At 41.9% G+C, this 18,825-nt stretch carries 16 protein-coding genes; 9 read left to right on the plus strand and 7 right to left on the minus strand.

Annotated features, from left to right (window positions below; translation table 11 throughout):
* Positions 1-342: 342 nt before the first annotated feature.
* Positions 343-1,101 (minus strand): GntR family transcriptional regulator, encoded by a 759-nt coding sequence (locus Q7P97_RS08820; protein ID WP_303968837.1) that lies wholly within the window; start codon positions 1,099-1,101, stop codon positions 343-345.
* Between the two features lie 224 nt (positions 1,102-1,325).
* On the opposite strand from Q7P97_RS08820, the gene Q7P97_RS08825 reads away from it, so the two are divergent.
* Positions 1,326-1,757: a DUF1284 domain-containing protein gene (locus Q7P97_RS08825; protein WP_303968838.1), complete on the plus strand. Its 432-nt coding sequence runs from the start codon at positions 1,326-1,328 to the stop codon at positions 1,755-1,757.
* A 123-nt stretch (positions 1,758-1,880) separates the two neighbouring features.
* Here the strand turns inward: Q7P97_RS08825 and Q7P97_RS08830 are convergent, their stop codons facing one another.
* Positions 1,881-3,134, minus strand: coding sequence for an S-layer homology domain-containing protein (locus tag Q7P97_RS08830; protein WP_303968839.1), 1,254 nt, complete (start codon positions 3,132-3,134; stop codon positions 1,881-1,883).
* Between the two features lie 346 nt (positions 3,135-3,480).
* On the opposite strand from Q7P97_RS08830, the gene Q7P97_RS08835 reads away from it, so the two are divergent.
* From Q7P97_RS08835 to tatC, 4 genes are read left to right on the plus strand one after another with little or no spacing between them, the layout of a single operon-like run.
* The gene (locus tag Q7P97_RS08835; protein ID WP_303968840.1) at positions 3,481-4,230 is read left to right on the plus strand and encodes a gluconate 2-dehydrogenase subunit 3 family protein; all 750 of its coding nucleotides are present in this window, start codon (positions 3,481-3,483) and stop codon (positions 4,228-4,230) included.
* A gap of 18 nt (positions 4,231-4,248) precedes the next feature.
* Positions 4,249-5,961 (plus strand): GMC family oxidoreductase, encoded by a 1,713-nt coding sequence (locus Q7P97_RS08840; protein ID WP_303968841.1) that lies wholly within the window; start codon positions 4,249-4,251, stop codon positions 5,959-5,961.
* Between the two features lie 26 nt (positions 5,962-5,987).
* On the plus strand, positions 5,988-6,212 hold the full coding sequence (gene tatA / locus Q7P97_RS08845; RefSeq protein ID WP_303968842.1) for a twin-arginine translocase TatA/TatE family subunit: 225 nt from the start codon (positions 5,988-5,990) through the stop codon (positions 6,210-6,212).
* Positions 6,213-6,224: 12 nt separating this feature from the next.
* Positions 6,225-7,133 (plus strand): twin-arginine translocase subunit TatC, encoded by a 909-nt coding sequence (gene tatC, locus Q7P97_RS08850; RefSeq protein ID WP_303968843.1) that lies wholly within the window; start codon positions 6,225-6,227, stop codon positions 7,131-7,133.
* 87 nt (positions 7,134-7,220) lie between these two features.
* Here tatC and Q7P97_RS08855 read toward each other — a convergent pair whose 3' ends face one another.
* Positions 7,221-8,462: an S-layer homology domain-containing protein gene (locus Q7P97_RS08855; protein ID WP_303968844.1), complete on the minus strand. Its 1,242-nt coding sequence runs from the start codon at positions 8,460-8,462 to the stop codon at positions 7,221-7,223.
* 194 nt (positions 8,463-8,656) lie between these two features.
* Positions 8,657-9,892: an S-layer homology domain-containing protein gene (locus tag Q7P97_RS08860; protein WP_303968845.1), complete on the minus strand. Its 1,236-nt coding sequence runs from the start codon at positions 9,890-9,892 to the stop codon at positions 8,657-8,659.
* 569 nt (positions 9,893-10,461) lie between these two features.
* On the opposite strand from Q7P97_RS08860, the gene Q7P97_RS08865 reads away from it, so the two are divergent.
* Positions 10,462-11,241, plus strand: coding sequence for a gluconate 2-dehydrogenase subunit 3 family protein (locus Q7P97_RS08865; RefSeq protein WP_303968846.1), 780 nt, complete (start codon positions 10,462-10,464; stop codon positions 11,239-11,241).
* 17 nt (positions 11,242-11,258) lie between these two features.
* On the plus strand, positions 11,259-13,019 hold the full coding sequence (locus Q7P97_RS08870; protein WP_303968847.1) for a GMC family oxidoreductase: 1,761 nt from the start codon (positions 11,259-11,261) through the stop codon (positions 13,017-13,019).
* Between the two features lie 56 nt (positions 13,020-13,075).
* Here Q7P97_RS08870 and Q7P97_RS08875 read toward each other — a convergent pair whose 3' ends face one another.
* The 3 genes from Q7P97_RS08875 to Q7P97_RS08885 form a co-directional block, all read right to left on the minus strand.
* Positions 13,076-14,653, minus strand: coding sequence for an ABC transporter permease (locus Q7P97_RS08875; RefSeq protein WP_303968848.1), 1,578 nt, complete (start codon positions 14,651-14,653; stop codon positions 13,076-13,078).
* Complete coding sequence (locus Q7P97_RS08880; protein WP_303968849.1) at positions 14,653-15,552, minus strand: ABC transporter ATP-binding protein; 900 nt, start codon at positions 15,550-15,552, stop codon at positions 14,653-14,655. The genes Q7P97_RS08875 and Q7P97_RS08880 overlap by 1 nt, the downstream gene beginning before the upstream one ends.
* Positions 15,553-15,682: 130 nt before the next feature.
* On the minus strand, positions 15,683-17,161 hold the full coding sequence (locus Q7P97_RS08885; protein WP_303968850.1) for an S-layer homology domain-containing protein: 1,479 nt from the start codon (positions 17,159-17,161) through the stop codon (positions 15,683-15,685).
* Positions 17,162-17,327: 166 nt separating this feature from the next.
* Between Q7P97_RS08885 and Q7P97_RS08890 the strand changes: the two genes are divergently transcribed.
* Both Q7P97_RS08890 and xerA read left to right on the plus strand, forming a co-directional pair.
* Positions 17,328-17,516: a DUF6440 family protein gene (locus Q7P97_RS08890; RefSeq protein ID WP_303968851.1), complete on the plus strand. Its 189-nt coding sequence runs from the start codon at positions 17,328-17,330 to the stop codon at positions 17,514-17,516.
* Positions 17,517-17,614: 98 nt separating this feature from the next.
* Positions 17,615-18,457, plus strand: coding sequence for a site-specific tyrosine recombinase/integron integrase (gene xerA, locus Q7P97_RS08895; RefSeq protein ID WP_303968852.1), 843 nt, complete (start codon positions 17,615-17,617; stop codon positions 18,455-18,457).
* Positions 18,458-18,825: the final 368 nt, after the last annotated feature.

The raw sequence follows: 18,825 nt of genomic DNA on the forward strand, positions 1-18,825 counted from the left end.
TTAGTAAACGCTTACATAGACTAGTTGTATATACGACTAGTGGTATGTTTATATCCTAACTTGTTAAATTTTTAAAGTCAATAAGTATTTTTATAATATTTAAACTTCATTGTACAACTTAATTAGTGAATCGGCCGTAATTCTCATTCTCCTATAATAAGAGAAAATACAATTTGCAATTTTAAACGTATAAAGTAGTTTATCAATTTGTATTTCAGCAGGAGCGAAGGTATGGAATTTTGGCCATCTGGCAGTTTAGAGTATGAACAATTTATAGTTTTAACGGTTGAATAAATAGGATTAATTCTAATGTAGTTGTAGCCAATATTACCTTTTTCTTACTTACTCACTTACTTCCTCTTCTATATGGTTTGATAACTGAAGACTATACGAAAACTTATCGCCTCTAAAATAGGAATGAAAAAGCTCTACCGCTTCATTATTTGCTAAAAAAGAAACACGCTTAATCTTAAAAAAAGGAATGTTTTCAGAAATTCCTATTAATTCGTTAATCTCGGGTTTGATTGCGACTTCCATGTGTTGATTTGCATAAGATATCGGTTTTTCCAACTTATTCATATATGTGTATAATGAGCTCTTTTCTATATCCTCTTTTTTTAAATCTTGTAATAAACGAACTGGAATAACAAGTTCCTGATAGCCGTAAGGAACGTCATCTATGTAACGAATACGGTTGATTTCAAATACTTTATCATTCTTTCTAATTTTTAATTCATGCTGTTCCTTAGCATCAGGCAATCGTGTAATAAACTTTATTACCTTTGAAGATGGATTTAACCCCATTGAAAGCATATCTTCGTGAAATCCTGTTACCTTGTTCAAATTTCGTTCGATTTTATTTTTACTAACAAAAGTTCCCCTACCGTGCACGCGATATACTAAATTTTCTTCGACCAGTTGAGTGATAGCATTCCGAGCAGTCATTCTAGAAACACCGTACTCAACACCAATTTCATCTTCAGTAGAAATTTGTTCTTCTTCCAAATACTTACCACTGAGAATTTTCTTACGAATATCCATGGCTATACGTATATACATTGGTATGTGTTCTGACAATTGATCATTATATTCGTTTGACAATAGTATCTCTCCTATATATATATATTTACGCTTTTTTCTTTCATTGTACATAGTTATAAAATTACATCATATTAGAAATCTATATTCTAGCTTTGTTATTGTCAAGACAGCAAATGAAAAATATTATTAAAAAGTGTCGATGTCTCCCTCTACAACACAACTATGTGTATACTAAATAACAAAACATGTTAACTAAAAAAGAGTATAGAAAAGGTGGGGGTTCGATGATTAAATTACGCGGGCATCATATATTTTGTTTACTCGGGTACCGTGGGATGGGGTATTCAGAAGAGTACGCAGCCAATATGACGAATATCCACGACATACTACGTGAACAGCCTGATACGTTCATTCAAATCATGAAAGGGCCTGATTATTTATGTGCAAAGTTTCCTGAAGGGCAACCGTATCATTGCGAGGATGACGGAATCTATGTGAGAGATTCGGAAATTTTACGCAAGCTTGGATTGAAGGTCAGCGACGTGCTGCCTTGGCGTGAGGTCGAGAGAAGAATTCGAGTGCATGTAGTACCCGAAGATATTGCGGTGGTCTGTGAGACGTGTTCTTGGCGTTCGTATGGGTTTTGTCAGGAGGGGGTCGCAAGTGTGATTGAGTCCAAAGGTCTAAAGAAAGTGTTGCCAAGCGGAATGGATTAACAAAGTTCATCGGTAGATCAACCTTTCAGCGGCCCCCATTCCAACACCTTGGTCGCCGTGCGATATGAATTCACACAAAAAATGTGCACACCATCCCAATCGACGGTGTGCACGTTTCTTTAGTTAGTTCACAAACGAAGTGAAGCCATCTGAAGAATTGAATTTCACTTTGAAGCGTCCATTATCTGAATCCAGATTGAATGTATACTGATCAAATGTGTACTTGGCATCTGTTACGGGATCCAATTCAATTTGCTGAGTGGTTGTAACGTATTTAGCCACTATATTTTTATGTCCATAGGATGTAAACTCGGCTTCCAACACTTTTTTAGCTTCATTGATCGTCAGCTGGAAGTTCTTCGTCCCGACCTTCGTATACTTCAACGAATTCATCTTCCACTTATTATCTTGTTTTTTAAATTGATAGGCTACGAATCCGCCGACCGTATAGCCATTTTGGAATTCCACTGTGTTTACATTCAATGTAGTGGAATCGGGTTGTGTAAAATCGAAACGTACCAATGGCTCATTATTAATATATGGCAAAACGTTCATATAGCAGTCCTGGCATTTAGGGTCATAGTAACCTTTTAGATCCCCATCTACAAACGCTTTTGTCGCATTCATACGTAGAGTAGACTCTATATCCGAATATCTCCACTGATTCATCCGCGCATCCCGCATCGTCTTCTCTAGTTCAAACGTTCTGCGATTGACGAGATCCCACGCTTTACCTTTTGTTACTTTATCCGTAGCTGGACGCGCTTCCTTCACTTTGATAGCTGCGTATAAAAACTGTGCGTAGTGCGCGCGTGTAACGGATTCGTTCGGCCTGAATTCACCGTCTGGATAACCACCCGCAACTCCACTAGCTTTTAGCGCATTGGCATGTGTGTAACCCCAGTGCTCAATATACACATCATAAAATGAATTTTGTTTCGTCATGTATAGATCAAATGCGATATCGAGTACTTTCGCCATTTGAATCCGTGTAATCGGTGCTTCGGGATTGAAATAGCCATCTGTTCCACCACTGAAAATGCCTGCCGCTGTCATTTTCATGATCGAGCTATAATATGGATGATTCTTCGGTACATCATAATACGTCACGCCTGTTGTGGCTTGTGGTAATTTCAATGCTTGGTCCAGTAACTTCGCCACGTGTTTACGGGATATTTGTTCCTTCGGTCTGAATGTGCCGTCCGTATAGCCCCCTATAAAGCCTTTATCCTGTAAATAATGGATCGCTTCATAGTTCGGGTGATTCTTCGACACATCCTTGAATTCCTTTGTTGCTGCTTGCGCGGAACCAAGTGATACAAATGAAAGCATAACGATCAATACAGTCCAAACGAAAATCCGACTAGTCTTCTTCATAATCTTTCCTCCTCAGTGATTTATTTTGTCGGCTGTTGGTTACTTGTTATTAATATTCTACCAAGTTTCAAATGATTCGTATATATTTATTTTCGGAATATTTAAAATAATTAAAGGTTTTCTCGAGAATTGTCTTATTTTAGATCTTAATGACCAGAAACAAAATACGATTACTATTTTTTGAAAATATGCTTATTTTGGAACTAGTTGATTGACCAAAGTTTGGTAATTTGATAGCATTAAATTTTATAGTACTTTCGATTTTTTTCGACTTCATTCGACAGTTGGGAATAGTTCAATTGAAAGTGCCTGAGTAAGTACCTATTAAAAGTAAGGGGGAAATGAAGTGGCAGATTCTAAAAAAGGCGTTTCAAGACGTGACTTTTTGAAGACAAGCGGGATCGCGGCAGGAACACTAGTTGGTGGCGGAATAATCGGCGGGTTAGTCGGCTATAACGTCAAAAAGGATGGTCCTGCGACGACGACTGAAGATTCCCACGCAGCAGGTGACACGAATGTGAATCGGGGTTTGATGTTTTTCCAAAACCGTCATGATTTTGATGTGTTATCGCAAGCAACAGAGCGTATTTTTCCAGAAGATGATCTTGGACCAGGTGCCATCGGTTTAGGAGTACCTTTCTTCATTGATAATCAATTAGCGGGTAACTATGGCAGTAACTCCAAAGAATATATGCAAGGACCGTTTTTCCCTGGTGCGCCAACACAGGGCTATCAGTCTATACTTACAAGATCAGAAATTTTCTTGCAAGGTGTACACGTTATGGAAAGCGAAGCAAAGAGTCGATTCGATAAGTCGTTTACAGATATCGAACCTGAACAGATGGATGAGATTTTGACAGACTTACAAAAAGATGAAATTGAAATGAGAGGCGTAACAGCAGGCTTCTTCTTCAAACTACTTCGCAGCGCGACAATCGAAGGCGCGTATTCAGATCCACTATACAACGGTAACGTCAACATGGAAGGATGGAAGATGAAAGGGTTCCCTGGCCATCAGATGTCTTATCTCAATGTTATTGAAGAAGAGAAATTCCAGAAGATCGAACCAAAATCACTCAGCAGTATGCAACATTAAGAACAAGGGGGCTAGATTGTGGCTAAAACACTCGATAAAGTAGATGTAGTAACGGTAGGCGTTGGTTGGACAGGCGGCATCATTGCAGCCGAATGCGCAAAAGCTGGCATGAAAGTACGTGGTTTGGAGCGCGGCAAGGAGCGTAGCACGGCAGACTTCGCCATGATTCATGATGAATACCGCTATGCACAGCGCTATGAATTAATGCAAGATTTATCAAAAGAAACCGTGACATTCCGCAATCATCGTAAAATGCGTGCATTGCCTATGCGCCAAATGGGTTCTTTCCTATTGGGTGAAGGGTTAGGCGGATCCGGTACACACTGGAACGGCATGACGTATCGTTTTCTTCCTTATGATTTTGAAATTAAGTCAGAAACCGAAAAAAAGTATGGTAAGAACAAGTTGTCATCTGATTACCTTCTCCAAGACTGGGGCGTCACGTATGACGAAATGGAACCGTACTTCGATACATTTGAAAAAACACTCGGTCTTTCAGGAGAAGATACCAATCCATTCTGGGGCAAGCGTTCATCCGATTTCCCTACTCCTCCACTAAAGAAAACACCGATACTGAAGAAATTTGAAACCGCAACTAAAGATCTAGGGTTCCATCCGTATATGGTACCTTCCGCAAACCTTTCAGAAGCATATGAAAATCCAGATGGTTCCAAGCTGAATGCTTGTCAGTACTGTGGTTTCTGTGAAAGATTTGGTTGTGAATACGGCGCGAAAGCTTCTCCGGAAGTGACAGTCGTTCCAGCAGCAATGAAAACAGGGAATTACGATGTAACATTCAATGCGAACGTCGTAGAAGTATTGAAACAAGGCGATAAAACTACAGGCGTCCGCTACATCGATACGATTACAGGAGAAGAGTTTATTCAACCTGCTGATGTCGTCGTCTTGACAAGCTATATGTTAAACAACGCAAAATTGTTGATGGTTTCGGATATCGGCGAGCAGTATGATCCCGATACTGGCAAAGGTACGCTCGGTAAAAACTATTGCTACCAACTCGGACCTGGTTCTATCGGATTCTTCGATGAACAGATGAATACGTTCATGGGTGCAGGTGCGCTCGGCATGACGATTGATGATTTTAATGGGGATAGTTTCGACCACGCGAATCTTGATTTCATCCATGGTTCAAGTATTTCAATTGTTCAAGGCGGTAACCGACCAATCGGCTCGAATCCAATTTCTGAAGATATACCTCTATGGGGTGCAGAATTCAAAAAAGCATCCATTGAGAACTACACACGTACACTAAGCGTATTCGGACAAGGTGCTTCGATGCCGCATAAAGAAAATTTCCTGTCTTTAGACTCAACATATAAAGACAAATATGGTGTACCATTGATGCAGTTGACGTATAACTTTACGGAACAAGACCGAAACTTGCATAAGTTCATTACGCAGAAGACAGTCGATATTATGGAAAACATGGGTGCGAAGAAAACATTAGGTGGCGGTCCACTCGGTGATTATGATATCGTACCGTACCAGTCCACGCATAACACGGGTGGTACGACTATGGGTAATGATCCAAACACGAGTGTTGTGAACACATATATGCAACATTGGGACATGGAAAACTTATTTGTTGTGAGTGCGGGCAATTTCGCTCATAATAGTGGGTACAACCCTACTGCAACAGTCGGTGCACTTGCCTACCGTACTGCGGAAGGCATTCAGAAATACCGTAAACAAGGCGGATCACTCGTATAAATTAACTAGGAAAGGATGGGATATTTATGAATTTAGCAGCGATCGGTGTACCTGGGCTTATTATCATCCTAGTTATCATCTTGATTCTCTTCGGACCTCGTAAGTTGCCTGAAGTCGGCTCAGCAGTCGGCAAAACGTTGGCAGAGTTCAAAAAAGCAACAAAAGATATTATGGGTGATGATGAAGAGAAAGACAAAACAACTGTTACCCCTGCCAAGACTATTGAACACGACAAAAAAGATATTAATTAAGTAGGTGACAAGATGGATCCGTATAGTGATCACAACCGTAAAATCCTTAGCCCGTTAGACAAAAAAGCAAAAGATGAAGAAGCTGCGCTACCCGATCACTCTGCGGAGACTTCTTCCACTACACAATCTGTACCAGAAGAACTAAAACCAGAACCAAAACCGGAAGAGCCTAGAATGCCACCTCCAGAAGAACCCAAAAAAGAAAAGGAAGATGTAGACCCAGCGCTCATCGACCACCTCACGGATCTTCGGAAACAGCTGATCAAAAGTGTCGTTGTATTCCTAGTTTTCTTCATTGCAGTTTTCAGTACAATCAATCTATGGTTCCCGTACGTTACGCGTGGTTATACACTGATCGTCTTGAGTCCGCTTGAAGTCATTTCGTTCTATACGACGATTTCTGCAGCCATGGCATTCGGTCTATCGGTCCCGTTCGTCTGTCATTTCCTTTGGCAGTTCGTCAAGCCAGGTCTCACGCAGAAAGAGGGTCGCTTCTTAAGCCTCTACTCTCCTGCAATCCTGCTCTTGTTCGTCGGCGGTCTGGCATTTGGTTATTATGTAGTCAATCCACTGAGCTATAACTTTTTAGTAAAGCTCGGTAAAATGAACTTCGATGTGATGATTACGGCAAAGGAATATGCACGTTTTCTATTGATGACGACGATGCCGATCGGTTTATTGTTCGAACTACCGATCGTCGCGCTCTTCTTGTCCGCAATCGGAGTTTTGACGTCAGCCACGATGAAAAAAGTGAGAAAGTGGTCGTATGTAACACTCGGTGTAGTGTCTGCATTGATTACGCCTCCTGACTTCTTAAGTCAATTGATCATTTTGATTCCGATGATTGGCTTGTATGAAGCAAGTATTTTCATTGTCACGAAAACGGAAAAACGTCTTGTACCGGATGCCGATGCATCATAATGAATAGCAAAAAGCGTTCCACTTTACAAAGTGGGACGCTTTTTTGTGTGTAGAGTAGGAGACTATTTTATAGGTAGTGCAACACGATCAATACATTAGACCACTATCAGAATGGAACGTCACCGTATCACGACCTATATTACTGTCCACTGTGAATTTGTATTGATCGAATGAATACGTTTCATGAGTGGAATAGTCTTGATTGGTCATTTTAGTTTTCGATACGAATTTCACTTGTACCTGTTGGAAACCGTGACGCTTATACTCGTCTTCAATCGCAAACTTCGCTTCGTCTACTGTCAGTTGAAAATTCTTAGTCCCCGGATACTCAATATCGTAATCAGAAATTCTCCATTGTCCTTTTTCTCGCGTAAATGCGGCATGCACAAATCCACCCGTGTCATCGTTTATAGTTCTGAATTGGATCGTTTCAACATGTAGCACATCTGGGTCAGGTTGTGAGAAATCAAAACGCAAACGTACTTCAGAGTGCAACGGATGATTTACATACTGCAAATAATCAAACTCTCCTGTATACACTTTTGCAATGACGTCATCTACGTACCTTGCTGTTGCGTATTGAAGAAATTCTGGACGGGCTTTAGTGAACGTTTGATTGTTCTCTTTGCTTAGCACGAAAACACGTTCAATTGATGAGGTTAATCGATTTAATTTGTCCAAGGCACCATCTTTATTCATCTTTGCACCACCCGGTTGAGCAGCACGTGCGATAATGGCGCGATTCAGGAACTCCGCATAATGCGCGCGCGTCACTTTGTCATTCGGCTTAAACTGTCCGTTATCCCCTTTCGTTACCCCTTGTGAAAATAATGCATTCGCATGGACATATCCCCAGTGGGTAACAAGAAGATCATAAAAACCCGCATGCTCTGTCATATTGAATTCAAATGCCAAATCCAGCATTTTGGCCATTTGGATACGTGTAACAGAAGCTTCAGGATTGAACTTCCCATTGGAACCACCTACAATTCCTTGATCGTACAACTTCATGATGGGGGTATAATACGCATGATTCTTCGGTACATCTGTAAAAACAGCTTGCGTAGTAGAAGGCCGTGGCAACTTCAGCGCTTTATCCAACAACACCGCCACATGCTTACGACTCACCGGCTCATTCGGACGAAAATTCCCGTCAGGATAGCCATTAATGAACCCCGCTTTTTGCATTTCTTGGATTGCTGCATAGTTCGGATGCTTTTTCGATACATCTTTGAACTCTTTTGCAGACGCTTCATTGATTCCGGCATGAACAAATGACAAAGCAAGCAACAGTAACGTCCATAAACCAATCTTGAACATCTTCTTCATGCTTTCACTCCCTTTATATTTTATTCATCGACAGTCTCCTACTACCATACTACCAAGTAACTAACTAGTTTGATATACATTATTAGAATAATCTGTTATTTATCTACCGAAACTATTTTGCAGAGAAAAAAACTCCTACAATCCACTTTATTGTGGTGTAGGAGTTTTCCTCTTATTCTATCCATAGATTTGGATCAGTACGTAAAGCCGTCGTCTGAATTCACAACAACCGTTTCCCGACCATCTTCCGTTTCTACAGTGAATTTATATTCAGTAAATGGATACTTTTCTTTCGTTGCATAATCTTCACCTGTCTTTTTCGCTTGTGAAACATACGTCACCTTCACCTTTGAAGAGTAGCGATAATTCATTTCCACTACACGCTTAGCTTCTTCTTTCGTCAGTTCAAAATTCTTTTTTCCAACGTCCTCACCTGAATAATCGTCCATTTTCCATACACCTGATTCGTTCTTGAAGACATAATGAACATAACTAGCAGACGATAACATATTACGTAATGAAATCGTGTGCACTTGAAGTGTCTTGGCATCTGGTTGCGTATATTCGAAACGCAGTGAAGGTTCGATCGTTAAATCTGGGAATAAAAATGAATCACATTGTGTACATACATCCGGGTAATCGGCTTTTAACAACCCATCGACAAATGCTTTTGTAGCATAAGGCAACTGCTTTGAACGAAGCTGACTGTATGTTTGCTTATCCAATTTTCCTTGAACGCGAATTCCTTCAATCACAACAGGAAGGCGCATAGTCAAATCAACCGCTTTTTCTTTACTAACCATACTACTAGAAGGTGTTTTCCCCACTTTCATAGCACGATATAAAAACTCTGCATAATGCGCACGTGTAACGGATTGATTCGGTAAGAACTTTCCGTTATCGCCTTTCGTTACGCCATTGGCATACAGCGCACTTGCATGTGCATATCCCCAGTGCAAGAAGTGTAGATCTTCAAATAATGCAGGTTCTTTCATATTAAATTCAAATGCCAAATCGAGCATCTTCGCCATCTGGATTCGTGTAATCGATGCATTCGGATTAAATTTCTTGTCCAGTCCCCCACTGATGATTCCCTTATTGTATAACTTCATGATGGGCGTATAGTACATATGGTTCTTCGGCACATCGGCGAAAACCAATTTATCCGTTGGCGGTTGCGGGAACTTCAACACTTGATCAAGCAACGAGGCGACGTGTTTACGACTGACTGGTTCACTCGGGCGGAACGTTCCATCAGGATACCCATTGATATAGCCCGCTTTTTGCATCTCTTGAATGGCCGTGTAGTTCGGATGCTTCTTCGATACATCTTTGAACTCTTTTGCCGACGCTTCATTGGAATTTGCATAAACTAGCGATAAAGCCAACATGCACGCTGTCCATACTAGAACTCGTAAAGTTTTTTTCATACTTTTCCACTCCCTTAGTAGTTAGTAGACTAGTAAAAACTAGTTATTTCCATAATACCAATGAACATCCTGTTATTGTAGGGTATTTAGAACGCTTTGCAGAGGATCTATAACAGAAAAATCCATTTAATCTTAAAATTACGATCAAATGGATTCCTATCATCCTCTTAAATAACTCAACGCCTGAATGGTATTTTGCAAACTCCGCATAATATGTGCGCGCATCGCTGTTTCAGCACCTTCTGCATTTCCGCTAGTTACAAAATTCATAATTTCTTCGTGCTCATCAACTGGCTTTGTCGCTGGATACTCCCTACACTTGCACATCATATCTTCTCGAACCCCAACTGACATCTCTTCATAAGGCTAGGTCCAGCTCTTTCCTTAAAGCAAGGTTCTTCTGTCAGAAATATAATAAAAAAATTAAATAAACGCTAAATAATTTTATATTGTTTATTATTCGTTTTATTGAAATCTTCTTGACATACCATGACGAATTAGGTAAAATTGTCAAATTACCAAACTATCTATTTAACATTAAAGATTTTTTGAAATTAGGGGGATGGAAAATGACCGATCATAAAGATGTAAAACCAGGCGGATCGAATGCTGGACAAGCACCCGATACAAGTCGTCGTCAATTTATGAAAAATTCCGGTTTAGTCGTCGGTGGAGTCGCAGGTGGTTCATTGTTAGGTGGACTACTGACTAACCAATTTAAATCCGATAAAAGCGCACCCGTTAAAACGGATACGAAAAAAGTAGAGCTAACTGAAGCACGTATGTTCTTTTCGAGATATGAAGACTTCGTCGTTCTTGAACAAGCAACTGAGCGCATATTGCCAAAAGACGATAATGGTCCAGGAGCGATTGAATTAGGAGTTCCTTACTTCATCGATAAACAAATGGCTGGCTCTTGGGGCATCAATGGTTCCGATTACAGACAAGGACCATTTTTAACAAATGATCCGCCCGTTGATCAAACTAGTTTAAACAGAGGCCAAGTAATTATCACTGGAATTAGAAAAATGAATGATGAAAGTAGAAAACGTTTTGATGTAACGTTTGATAAAGCAGAAGAAGAGCAGCAGATCGAAATTTTACAAGACTTCGAGAGCTCTAAAGTAAAACTTCGCGGCGTAAATGCGGGTAGTATGTTCCAGTTACTTCGTGAATTGACAATGGAAGGCGCATATTCTGACCCATTATATGGTGGAAATCGTAATATGGCTGGCTGGGAAATGCAAGAATTCCCTGGTGCTGTGCCTTCATACGCAGACATCATCGAAAAAGACGAATTCGTTAAACGCGATCCAATGAGTCTAACAAGTTATCAACAAAAATCGTAATGTAAGGGGTTTAATACATGGCTGAAAAACTAGAAAAAGTAGACGTTGTCGTTGTCGGAAGCGGTTGGGCCGGAGGAATCGCATCGGCTGAATTAAGTAAAGCTGGCTATAAAGTGGTCTGCCTAGAACGCGGTAAGGAAAGAAGCACAAAAGATTTCATCGGTTCAAAAGACGAACTTCGTTATACAAAACGTCATGAGTTAGCTCAGGATTTAACGAAACAAACGATGACGTTCCGAAACAATATAGGTGATGACGCAATTCCTATGCGTAAACATAATGGATACCCAATCTACGACGAAGGTACTGGCGGGACATCCGTGCATTGGTCAGGTTGGTCGTATCGCTGGCTTCCCTCCGACTTTGAAGTCCGTACTAAAATCGTAGAAAAGTACGGTGAAGAACGAATCCCTAAAGATATGCCGATTCAGGACTGGGGCGTTACATACGATGATATGGAACCGTATTATGATAAGTGGGAAAAAACGGCGGGGATCTCAGGTGAAGTGAATCCATTAGGACCACCACGTGCAAACGATTATCCAAACCCACCAATGAAAGAGTCTCCACCTATCAAATTATTCAAAGAAGCTACGGCTAGTCTTGGGTATCACCCATTCCGTATGCCAGCTGCAACGATTTCACAACAATATGTAAATCCAGATGGCGAAACAATCAACGCATGTGTATTTTGTGCATTTTGTTCTATGTACGGTTGTGACTTTGCGGCAAAAGCAGATCCGATCGTTACAGTTCTTAAGACAGCACAAAAAACAGGAAACTTTGAGATCCGTAACAATGCACACGTAAAACGCATTCTACATGACGGGAAAAAAGCAACTGGCGTATTGTACGTTGATCCACTTACTCTTGAGGAATTCGAACAACCGGCGGACCTTGTTGTATCGGCTGCATTTTTCTCAGGTAATAACCGTTTGATGATGCTATCTGGAATCGGAGAACAATATAATCCCGAAACCGGAAAAGGCGTAATCGGTAAAAACTTCACTTCTCACTACACAGGAACTGGCGGAAACTCCGCTACTGCATTCTTTGAAGATAAGAAGTTCAATACATTCGCAGGCGCTGGAGCACTCGGTTGTGTAATCGATGACTTTAACGGAGATCATATCGATAACACGGATACAGACTTCCTTCTTGGATTTAATATCAGTATTTTCCAAGACGGTGCGGCGGCTATCTCGAATAACCGTGTTCCTCAAGGTACTCCATATTGGGGTAAAGAGTTTAAAGAGAAATCCATTCATTATGCACATCGTTATTTAAATATTGGTGGTATGCAAGGTACGTTACCACGTACGCACAATTACTTGGACTTGGATCCAACGTATAAAGATATTTACGGTGATCCTCTTCTACGAATCACAGCTAAGTTTACAGACCAAGAACGCAATATGGCGAGAGCAATAGCTGAAAAGTGTGCAGAAATCGCAGAAGAAATGGGCGCGGATATCGTCAATACTCCTCCTGTATCGGACGATGTAGAAATGACTTCATCCAGCGTCAATACACACGCAGCAGGTGGCGTGATCATGGGTACAGACCCAGAAATCTCCGCTGTTAATACGTATTCACAAGTATGGGATATGGAAAACGTATTCGTCGTTGGCGGATCATCATTCCCTCACTTCGGTAACTCGAACCCAACAGAAACGATTGGCGCATTCGCTTATCGTGCAGCTGAAGGTATGATTAACTACCTTAAAGGTGACGGTGGTTTATTGGTTGAACCGAAGAGCAGTAAAGCTACAGTTTAATAGTATACAAGCCATGCAAAAAACCAGACATCTTCGTCTGGTTTTTTGTTGTTTTCTTATCCTTCTATATCCCGGTTCGTATAGCGATTGATGCCAATCATCATCAACAAGATCGCCACTGCTATCAACCCACCAGCATACAACCAATTCATATCCTCTATCGGCAATTTTGAAACGAATCCGAAAGGTGACAACTTTTCCATCCACACAGGAAATTGGAACAGCCCGCCTAAATAAAGCGTCATAAATCCATAGAAAAGATATAACCAAACCAACCCGACTGCTTTCTTGACAATGCCGATCAAACATGAACTGACACCGATCATCACCGCAATGGCTGGAAAATGTACGATTGCTGACTGCCAAACCGTTTGGATAGAAAAAGGTTCTTCCATTGAAGTAGTTCCTGCTAGCCATAAACCAAGTGCTGCAAAACTCAACATCATAACAGCCGTAATACATGCAAGCACTAGATACGACATAAATAACGCAGTTCTAGATACGGAACGGCTAAGCACTACATCCACACGAGATTTACGTTCTTCCCCCACCACTTTATGAATCGATAGCAACGCGGGAATCGTACTGATGAATGCTAACACCGCCATGAGCATAGGCAAGAATTGGGCGGTTAACGAACTGTTTTCATCCGCCACAATCATCGAAGCGAGCATATCATTGTCTTGAAAAAACGCATCTAAATCACCAAGGACTGAACCATATGACACACCGAGCACCAACATGCCGATGGACCACGATATGAATGTCGTCCGTTGTAATCGCCAAGCGAGGCCAATCGGCGAACGCAACAAAACAGATGCATGCGCACGACCGTTTCTTGACGGAATCAAGCCAGATCCAATATCCCGTTTTCCTAGTAACATCACCGCAAATAAAAACAACACAGCACCCGCGACGAGTAAGCCACCTACAGGTAACCAGTTATTCTCACTGTACGGCTGAACTTGCGTCAACCAGCCAAATGGCGGAATCCACTCCGTACCTGACCGTAGTAAATAGCAGGCGATCATCACCGTGAATGACAACCCGACCGCTCCCCGCGAACTTCCGGCCATTTGGGAACAAACGGCTGTGATACTCGCAAAAAATATCCCGATCGCACCAAGTCCCGCGCCATAAATGAACGACCCCGTTACTCCCATACTATCGAATGATAGACTATACAGACCCACACCAATCAATAAAGCTAGCAGTAGATTCACTCCGGTCAACGTCAGCATCGAAGCCGTCAACTGCGAATCCCGGGCGACTGGAAATGACCGCAATAACTCCGCTTGCCCTTCTTCTTCCTCTGCTCGCGTATGTCGCACCATCAATAAAATATTCATGATAGCGACTGCGATAGCGGTCATCAATAGCATCTGATGCGATACCATCGCACCTAGCGTGTAATTCGCAAGGTCACCAGGACCGACCATCGCCTCCATCACCGGGTTTTTCATCGTTTCCGCTAACACATCCCGGTCTTGCTGTGTTGGATATAATTCATTAAGAGCCGGTGGAACAATCAGCGTCAGCGCAATGATCCCAATAAGCCACCATACATATCGCAGCCGATCTTGGCGGATAATGAACATTGATAGACGAGAGACTCCTACAAAGCGCTCCTTCATCACGACTCCCTGCTTTCCGCTGTTCCTTCATAGTGTCGCATGAATAAATCCTCAAGCGTCGGTGGTGCACTTTCAATTCTTTGTATGCCATAACTGCCCAACTTCTGCATAATCAATTCCATCTCTTCTGCATCCGCATGAAATGTCCAACCTAATTCCGTCTGTACCACGTCATGGACGCCTTGCCAGGAAGCGAGCGATTCCATTGGAACTCTCGTTTCCACCGCTAGTTGCATACGTGTTAAATGTCGCAGTTCATTCAATGTGCCGCACTCGATTAGCCGACCTTGCCGAATAATGCCGACGCGATCACATAACTTCTCAACTTCGGACAGAATATGGCTCGACAGCAACACCGTCTTCCCTTCCGCCTTCACTTCTGCCACGCATTGTTGAAAGACTTTCTCCATTAACGGATCCAGTCCCGACGTCGGTTCATCGAGTAGAAATAACTCCGCATCCGAAGCGAAGGCCGCTACGAGCGCAACCTTCTGTCGATTCCCTTTCGAATACGTCCGACACTTCTTCGTTGGATCCAGCTGAAAACGTACCAGTAATTCATCACGTTTTTGCGTATTCATTTTCCCCTGAAGACTTGCGAATAAGTCAATCACTTCCCCACCCGTCAGCTGCGGCCATAAATTTACGTCACCTGGCACATACGCAATACGACGATGAATCTTCACCGCATCGCGCCACACATCCTCACCAAAAATCGTCGCCGTTCCACTCGTCTTACGAAGCATGCCAAGCAACACCCGAATCGCCGTCGACTTTCCTGCCCCATTCGGCCCGATAAAGCCGAATACTTCCCCTTTCATCACCGATAGATCCAGTCCATCCAACGCATGATGCGCACCGAAAGCTTTCGTCACTTGCTTCATCTCAATCACGTTCATCTGCATGCCTCCCTAAGTTCGAGTCAGACTTTTCTATTTAATTACAGTGTAGCATAGACGCACCAAACAGGCAGCCATCCACTCGACGGCTGCCTGTACTTTATACGGTGCATTCCTTCCATATATTAACTCAATCATTAAATATCATATCGTCTTCTTCACTACTTTCCGCATAGACATGCAGATAAGGCCCTAGTTTACTGACCCGTACCGTAATGCCATAGTAAATCCGATGACTTCCCGGTACTACTTTGCTGTCAGGGAAGTCGATAAAGAATTCTCCTGTTTGCTTCGGCGTAATTCGGAACACATTCGTCCCCGGATCTCTCGTCACCGTCGCAATCTGCTCACTTCCCTTAGGCAGCACATGCTGACCAAGTAAAGCTCCATCCCATATTTCCACCACTTCATCTGGCTTGATCGGTGTTACGTGCGTATAATAATAAAACGCATCGTCGACCTTAATCGACGAAATATAATAACGCACTTCTTTCCCGTCTGTATACGTAACTGTCGCAATGAATTCTCCCGCTTGATCGAGCTCAATACTATTACAATACTGCAGCTTTTGATTTTCGCATCGCTCGTACTCCACACTTTCATCCACTGGTGTTCCATCCTTTGTCGCGAGTGTGATGGATTTCGCATCAATGAATGCTTCATTGCTTTCTATTTGTTCATACTGCTTCCATAACTGTACCGGAGTCGAATAAATATCAGATGTCTCTTCCAATGAAATATCCCACTCACCCTTCACTTGTTTCACATGCACATAGTACTTTCTATAGTCTTTATCAGCAGGATTCGCTACTCCTCCTCCAGAGAAAGACAGTGTAGCTGTCCCTTCCTTCTTCGGAACGATATGGACCTTCGTCTTCAAATTGACATGGCTTGGAATTTCACTGTCCGCCACAATATCGAATACTTCCGAATTCGTTTGGCTGACGTCGCTAAACCGTTTCCACTTATAGTCTTTCGCGTGCAACGTCATAATCCCCGTCTTCACTTCTTCTGACGCTTTCAGTATTTTAGCTGCTTGCCCTCTCGTAATAGAAGCATTCGGGCTGTAAGTCGTAGGAGAAGTTCCCGTTGTCAAACCGAGCTGATACAAACTGTAAATTCCGTCCCTATGACCATTTTTATGCACAACATCTTTGAACCCATAGTCCGGATCTCGATACAATGGCAATTCAAACGCTTTGATAATAATAGAAGCCATTTGCGCCCGTGTGATGGAATCATTCGGTCCGAAGCGCCCATCGCCATAGCCATTGATCACCCCATTTTCTGCAAGGATCGCAATTGCCTTATAATAGCCATTTGCCATAGTGACATCTTTGAATTTCGGATCTTTCACATTCGCAGACTCCAGTTTTGTCAGCTTGACGATAATCGCAGCAGCCTGTCCCCGTGTAATGGAATTTCCAGGTTTGAACGTGCCGTCAGGATAGCCGCCAATAATATGGCGTGACGCTAGTTCATTGACGGCTTCCGCAAAGTGTTTTGACGCCGGTACATCCGGAAATGATTGTGCACTGGCTGACATACTTGCAACTGGCAGACTGCAAGCGAGTAAGAACATCGCACATCCAGCTAAAAACTTGTTCATTCGATTTCATCCTTTCTCTAGTTTGGTAAGTATCGTACAGACGAGAAACCAAAGAAATAGTTTCAAATCTTTTTAAATACTAATATACCGACTATAAGAACATCGTATTTTGAATAGTCTGTCATGCTAGTATATACTAATAGTAAGAAAAAGGGAGGCTGATCCAGTGGATACGAAACGTTTTGAAATCATCGAGAAACAGGGGAAAATGATGCAATTCCAAGTGATACGAGACAATGAAACAGGCGTGCTTTATATGTCGCAAGCACAAGGCTACGGTCTCGGGATGACAGTTCTCGTCGACGCCGAAGGAAAACCACTCGTGGATGAAGAGTATTTGCGATCTGGTCGCTAAACTATGTAGACATCCACACTCTATTTTTCAATGAATAAAATTCTTTCATGCGGACATACTGGCTACTACTAGATTGCCAATATGGGAGTGTGAATAGGATGTTGATTTGCGAAGCTTGGACGAAATACGAAGCAGATAAACGCATTGAAGGATATTCTCCTCTGACACTGAAAATGTACAGTTATCAATGCGACATGTTGAAACGATTTGTCGGTGATGTATCGATGGAGGATATCACGACGGACGAACTGAAAACCTATTTGATCGAATGTGGCAGTCACTTAAAACCTTCGAGTCTCGGACACCGTGTTCGATTCATCCGATCGTTATTCAAATGGACACATGAAGAAGGTTTTATGGCGAAAAACCCAGCGTCTAAATTAAAAGAGCCCAAAATGGGACAACGAATTCCAAAGTTTCTTTCCAAACATGAAATAGAACATTTGCGCGAAGCCTGTGATACTACGATGGAGAAAGCCTTGTTCGAGTTTTTCTATTCTACCGGTTGCCGTATTGGAGAAGTAGCTTCACTCAATCGGCAAGATATCGACTTCATCGGTAACTCGGTCATCGTGCTCGGTAAAGGGGACAAAGAACGCGAAGTGTATTTCAATGTACGGTGTGCGATTTGGCTAAAAAGATATTTAGAAGAACGCGACGATCAAGACCCCTGCCTATTCGTCACCGAGCGGAATCCGAAGAAACGTATGAGCATCGACACACTGCGATACACTCTCAAGCGCGTATCAAAACGCTCAGGCATTAACAAATCCATACACCCTCATCAATTACGGCATAGTTATGCAACGCATCTGATTAACAACGGCGCTCCCCTAGAAGTAATCCAAAGTTTACTCGGACACGAGAAAAGTGAAACTACACGAATTTACGCGCACTTAAGCGGGAAACTACGCCATGACTTGTATAGTAAGTATTTTTAATGTGGATCAACACTACCGAATTTACTTGGTAGTGTTTTTATTTTGTATTTATATAGTAAATCATAACTATCTTAAGTACACTATCAATATAGTAATTGACCAACAGTTTATTCAAAATTATGTTATAATGTCCCTAACTATACAGCGACTGTAATTTCAGTGCTGTATAGAGTGTTACGAGAATATGTTACTGTGGTCTGGATTTGAATCGATTAACTTTAACTTGGCAGTATTAAGCAAACGGGCCATTTTGTTTTATAAATGATCTTGTAAAGACTAGCGTTTTCTGTTGGTGTTATAATAAATAAAATTGTAGTTCAGATATAAAATTAAGGAGGAGATAAAATGAAGCAAACGCCGTTTGAACG

Source organism: Sporosarcina ureae (genome assembly GCF_029267015.1).
Lineage (GTDB): Bacteria > Bacillota > Bacilli > Bacillales_A > Planococcaceae > Sporosarcina > Sporosarcina ureae_D.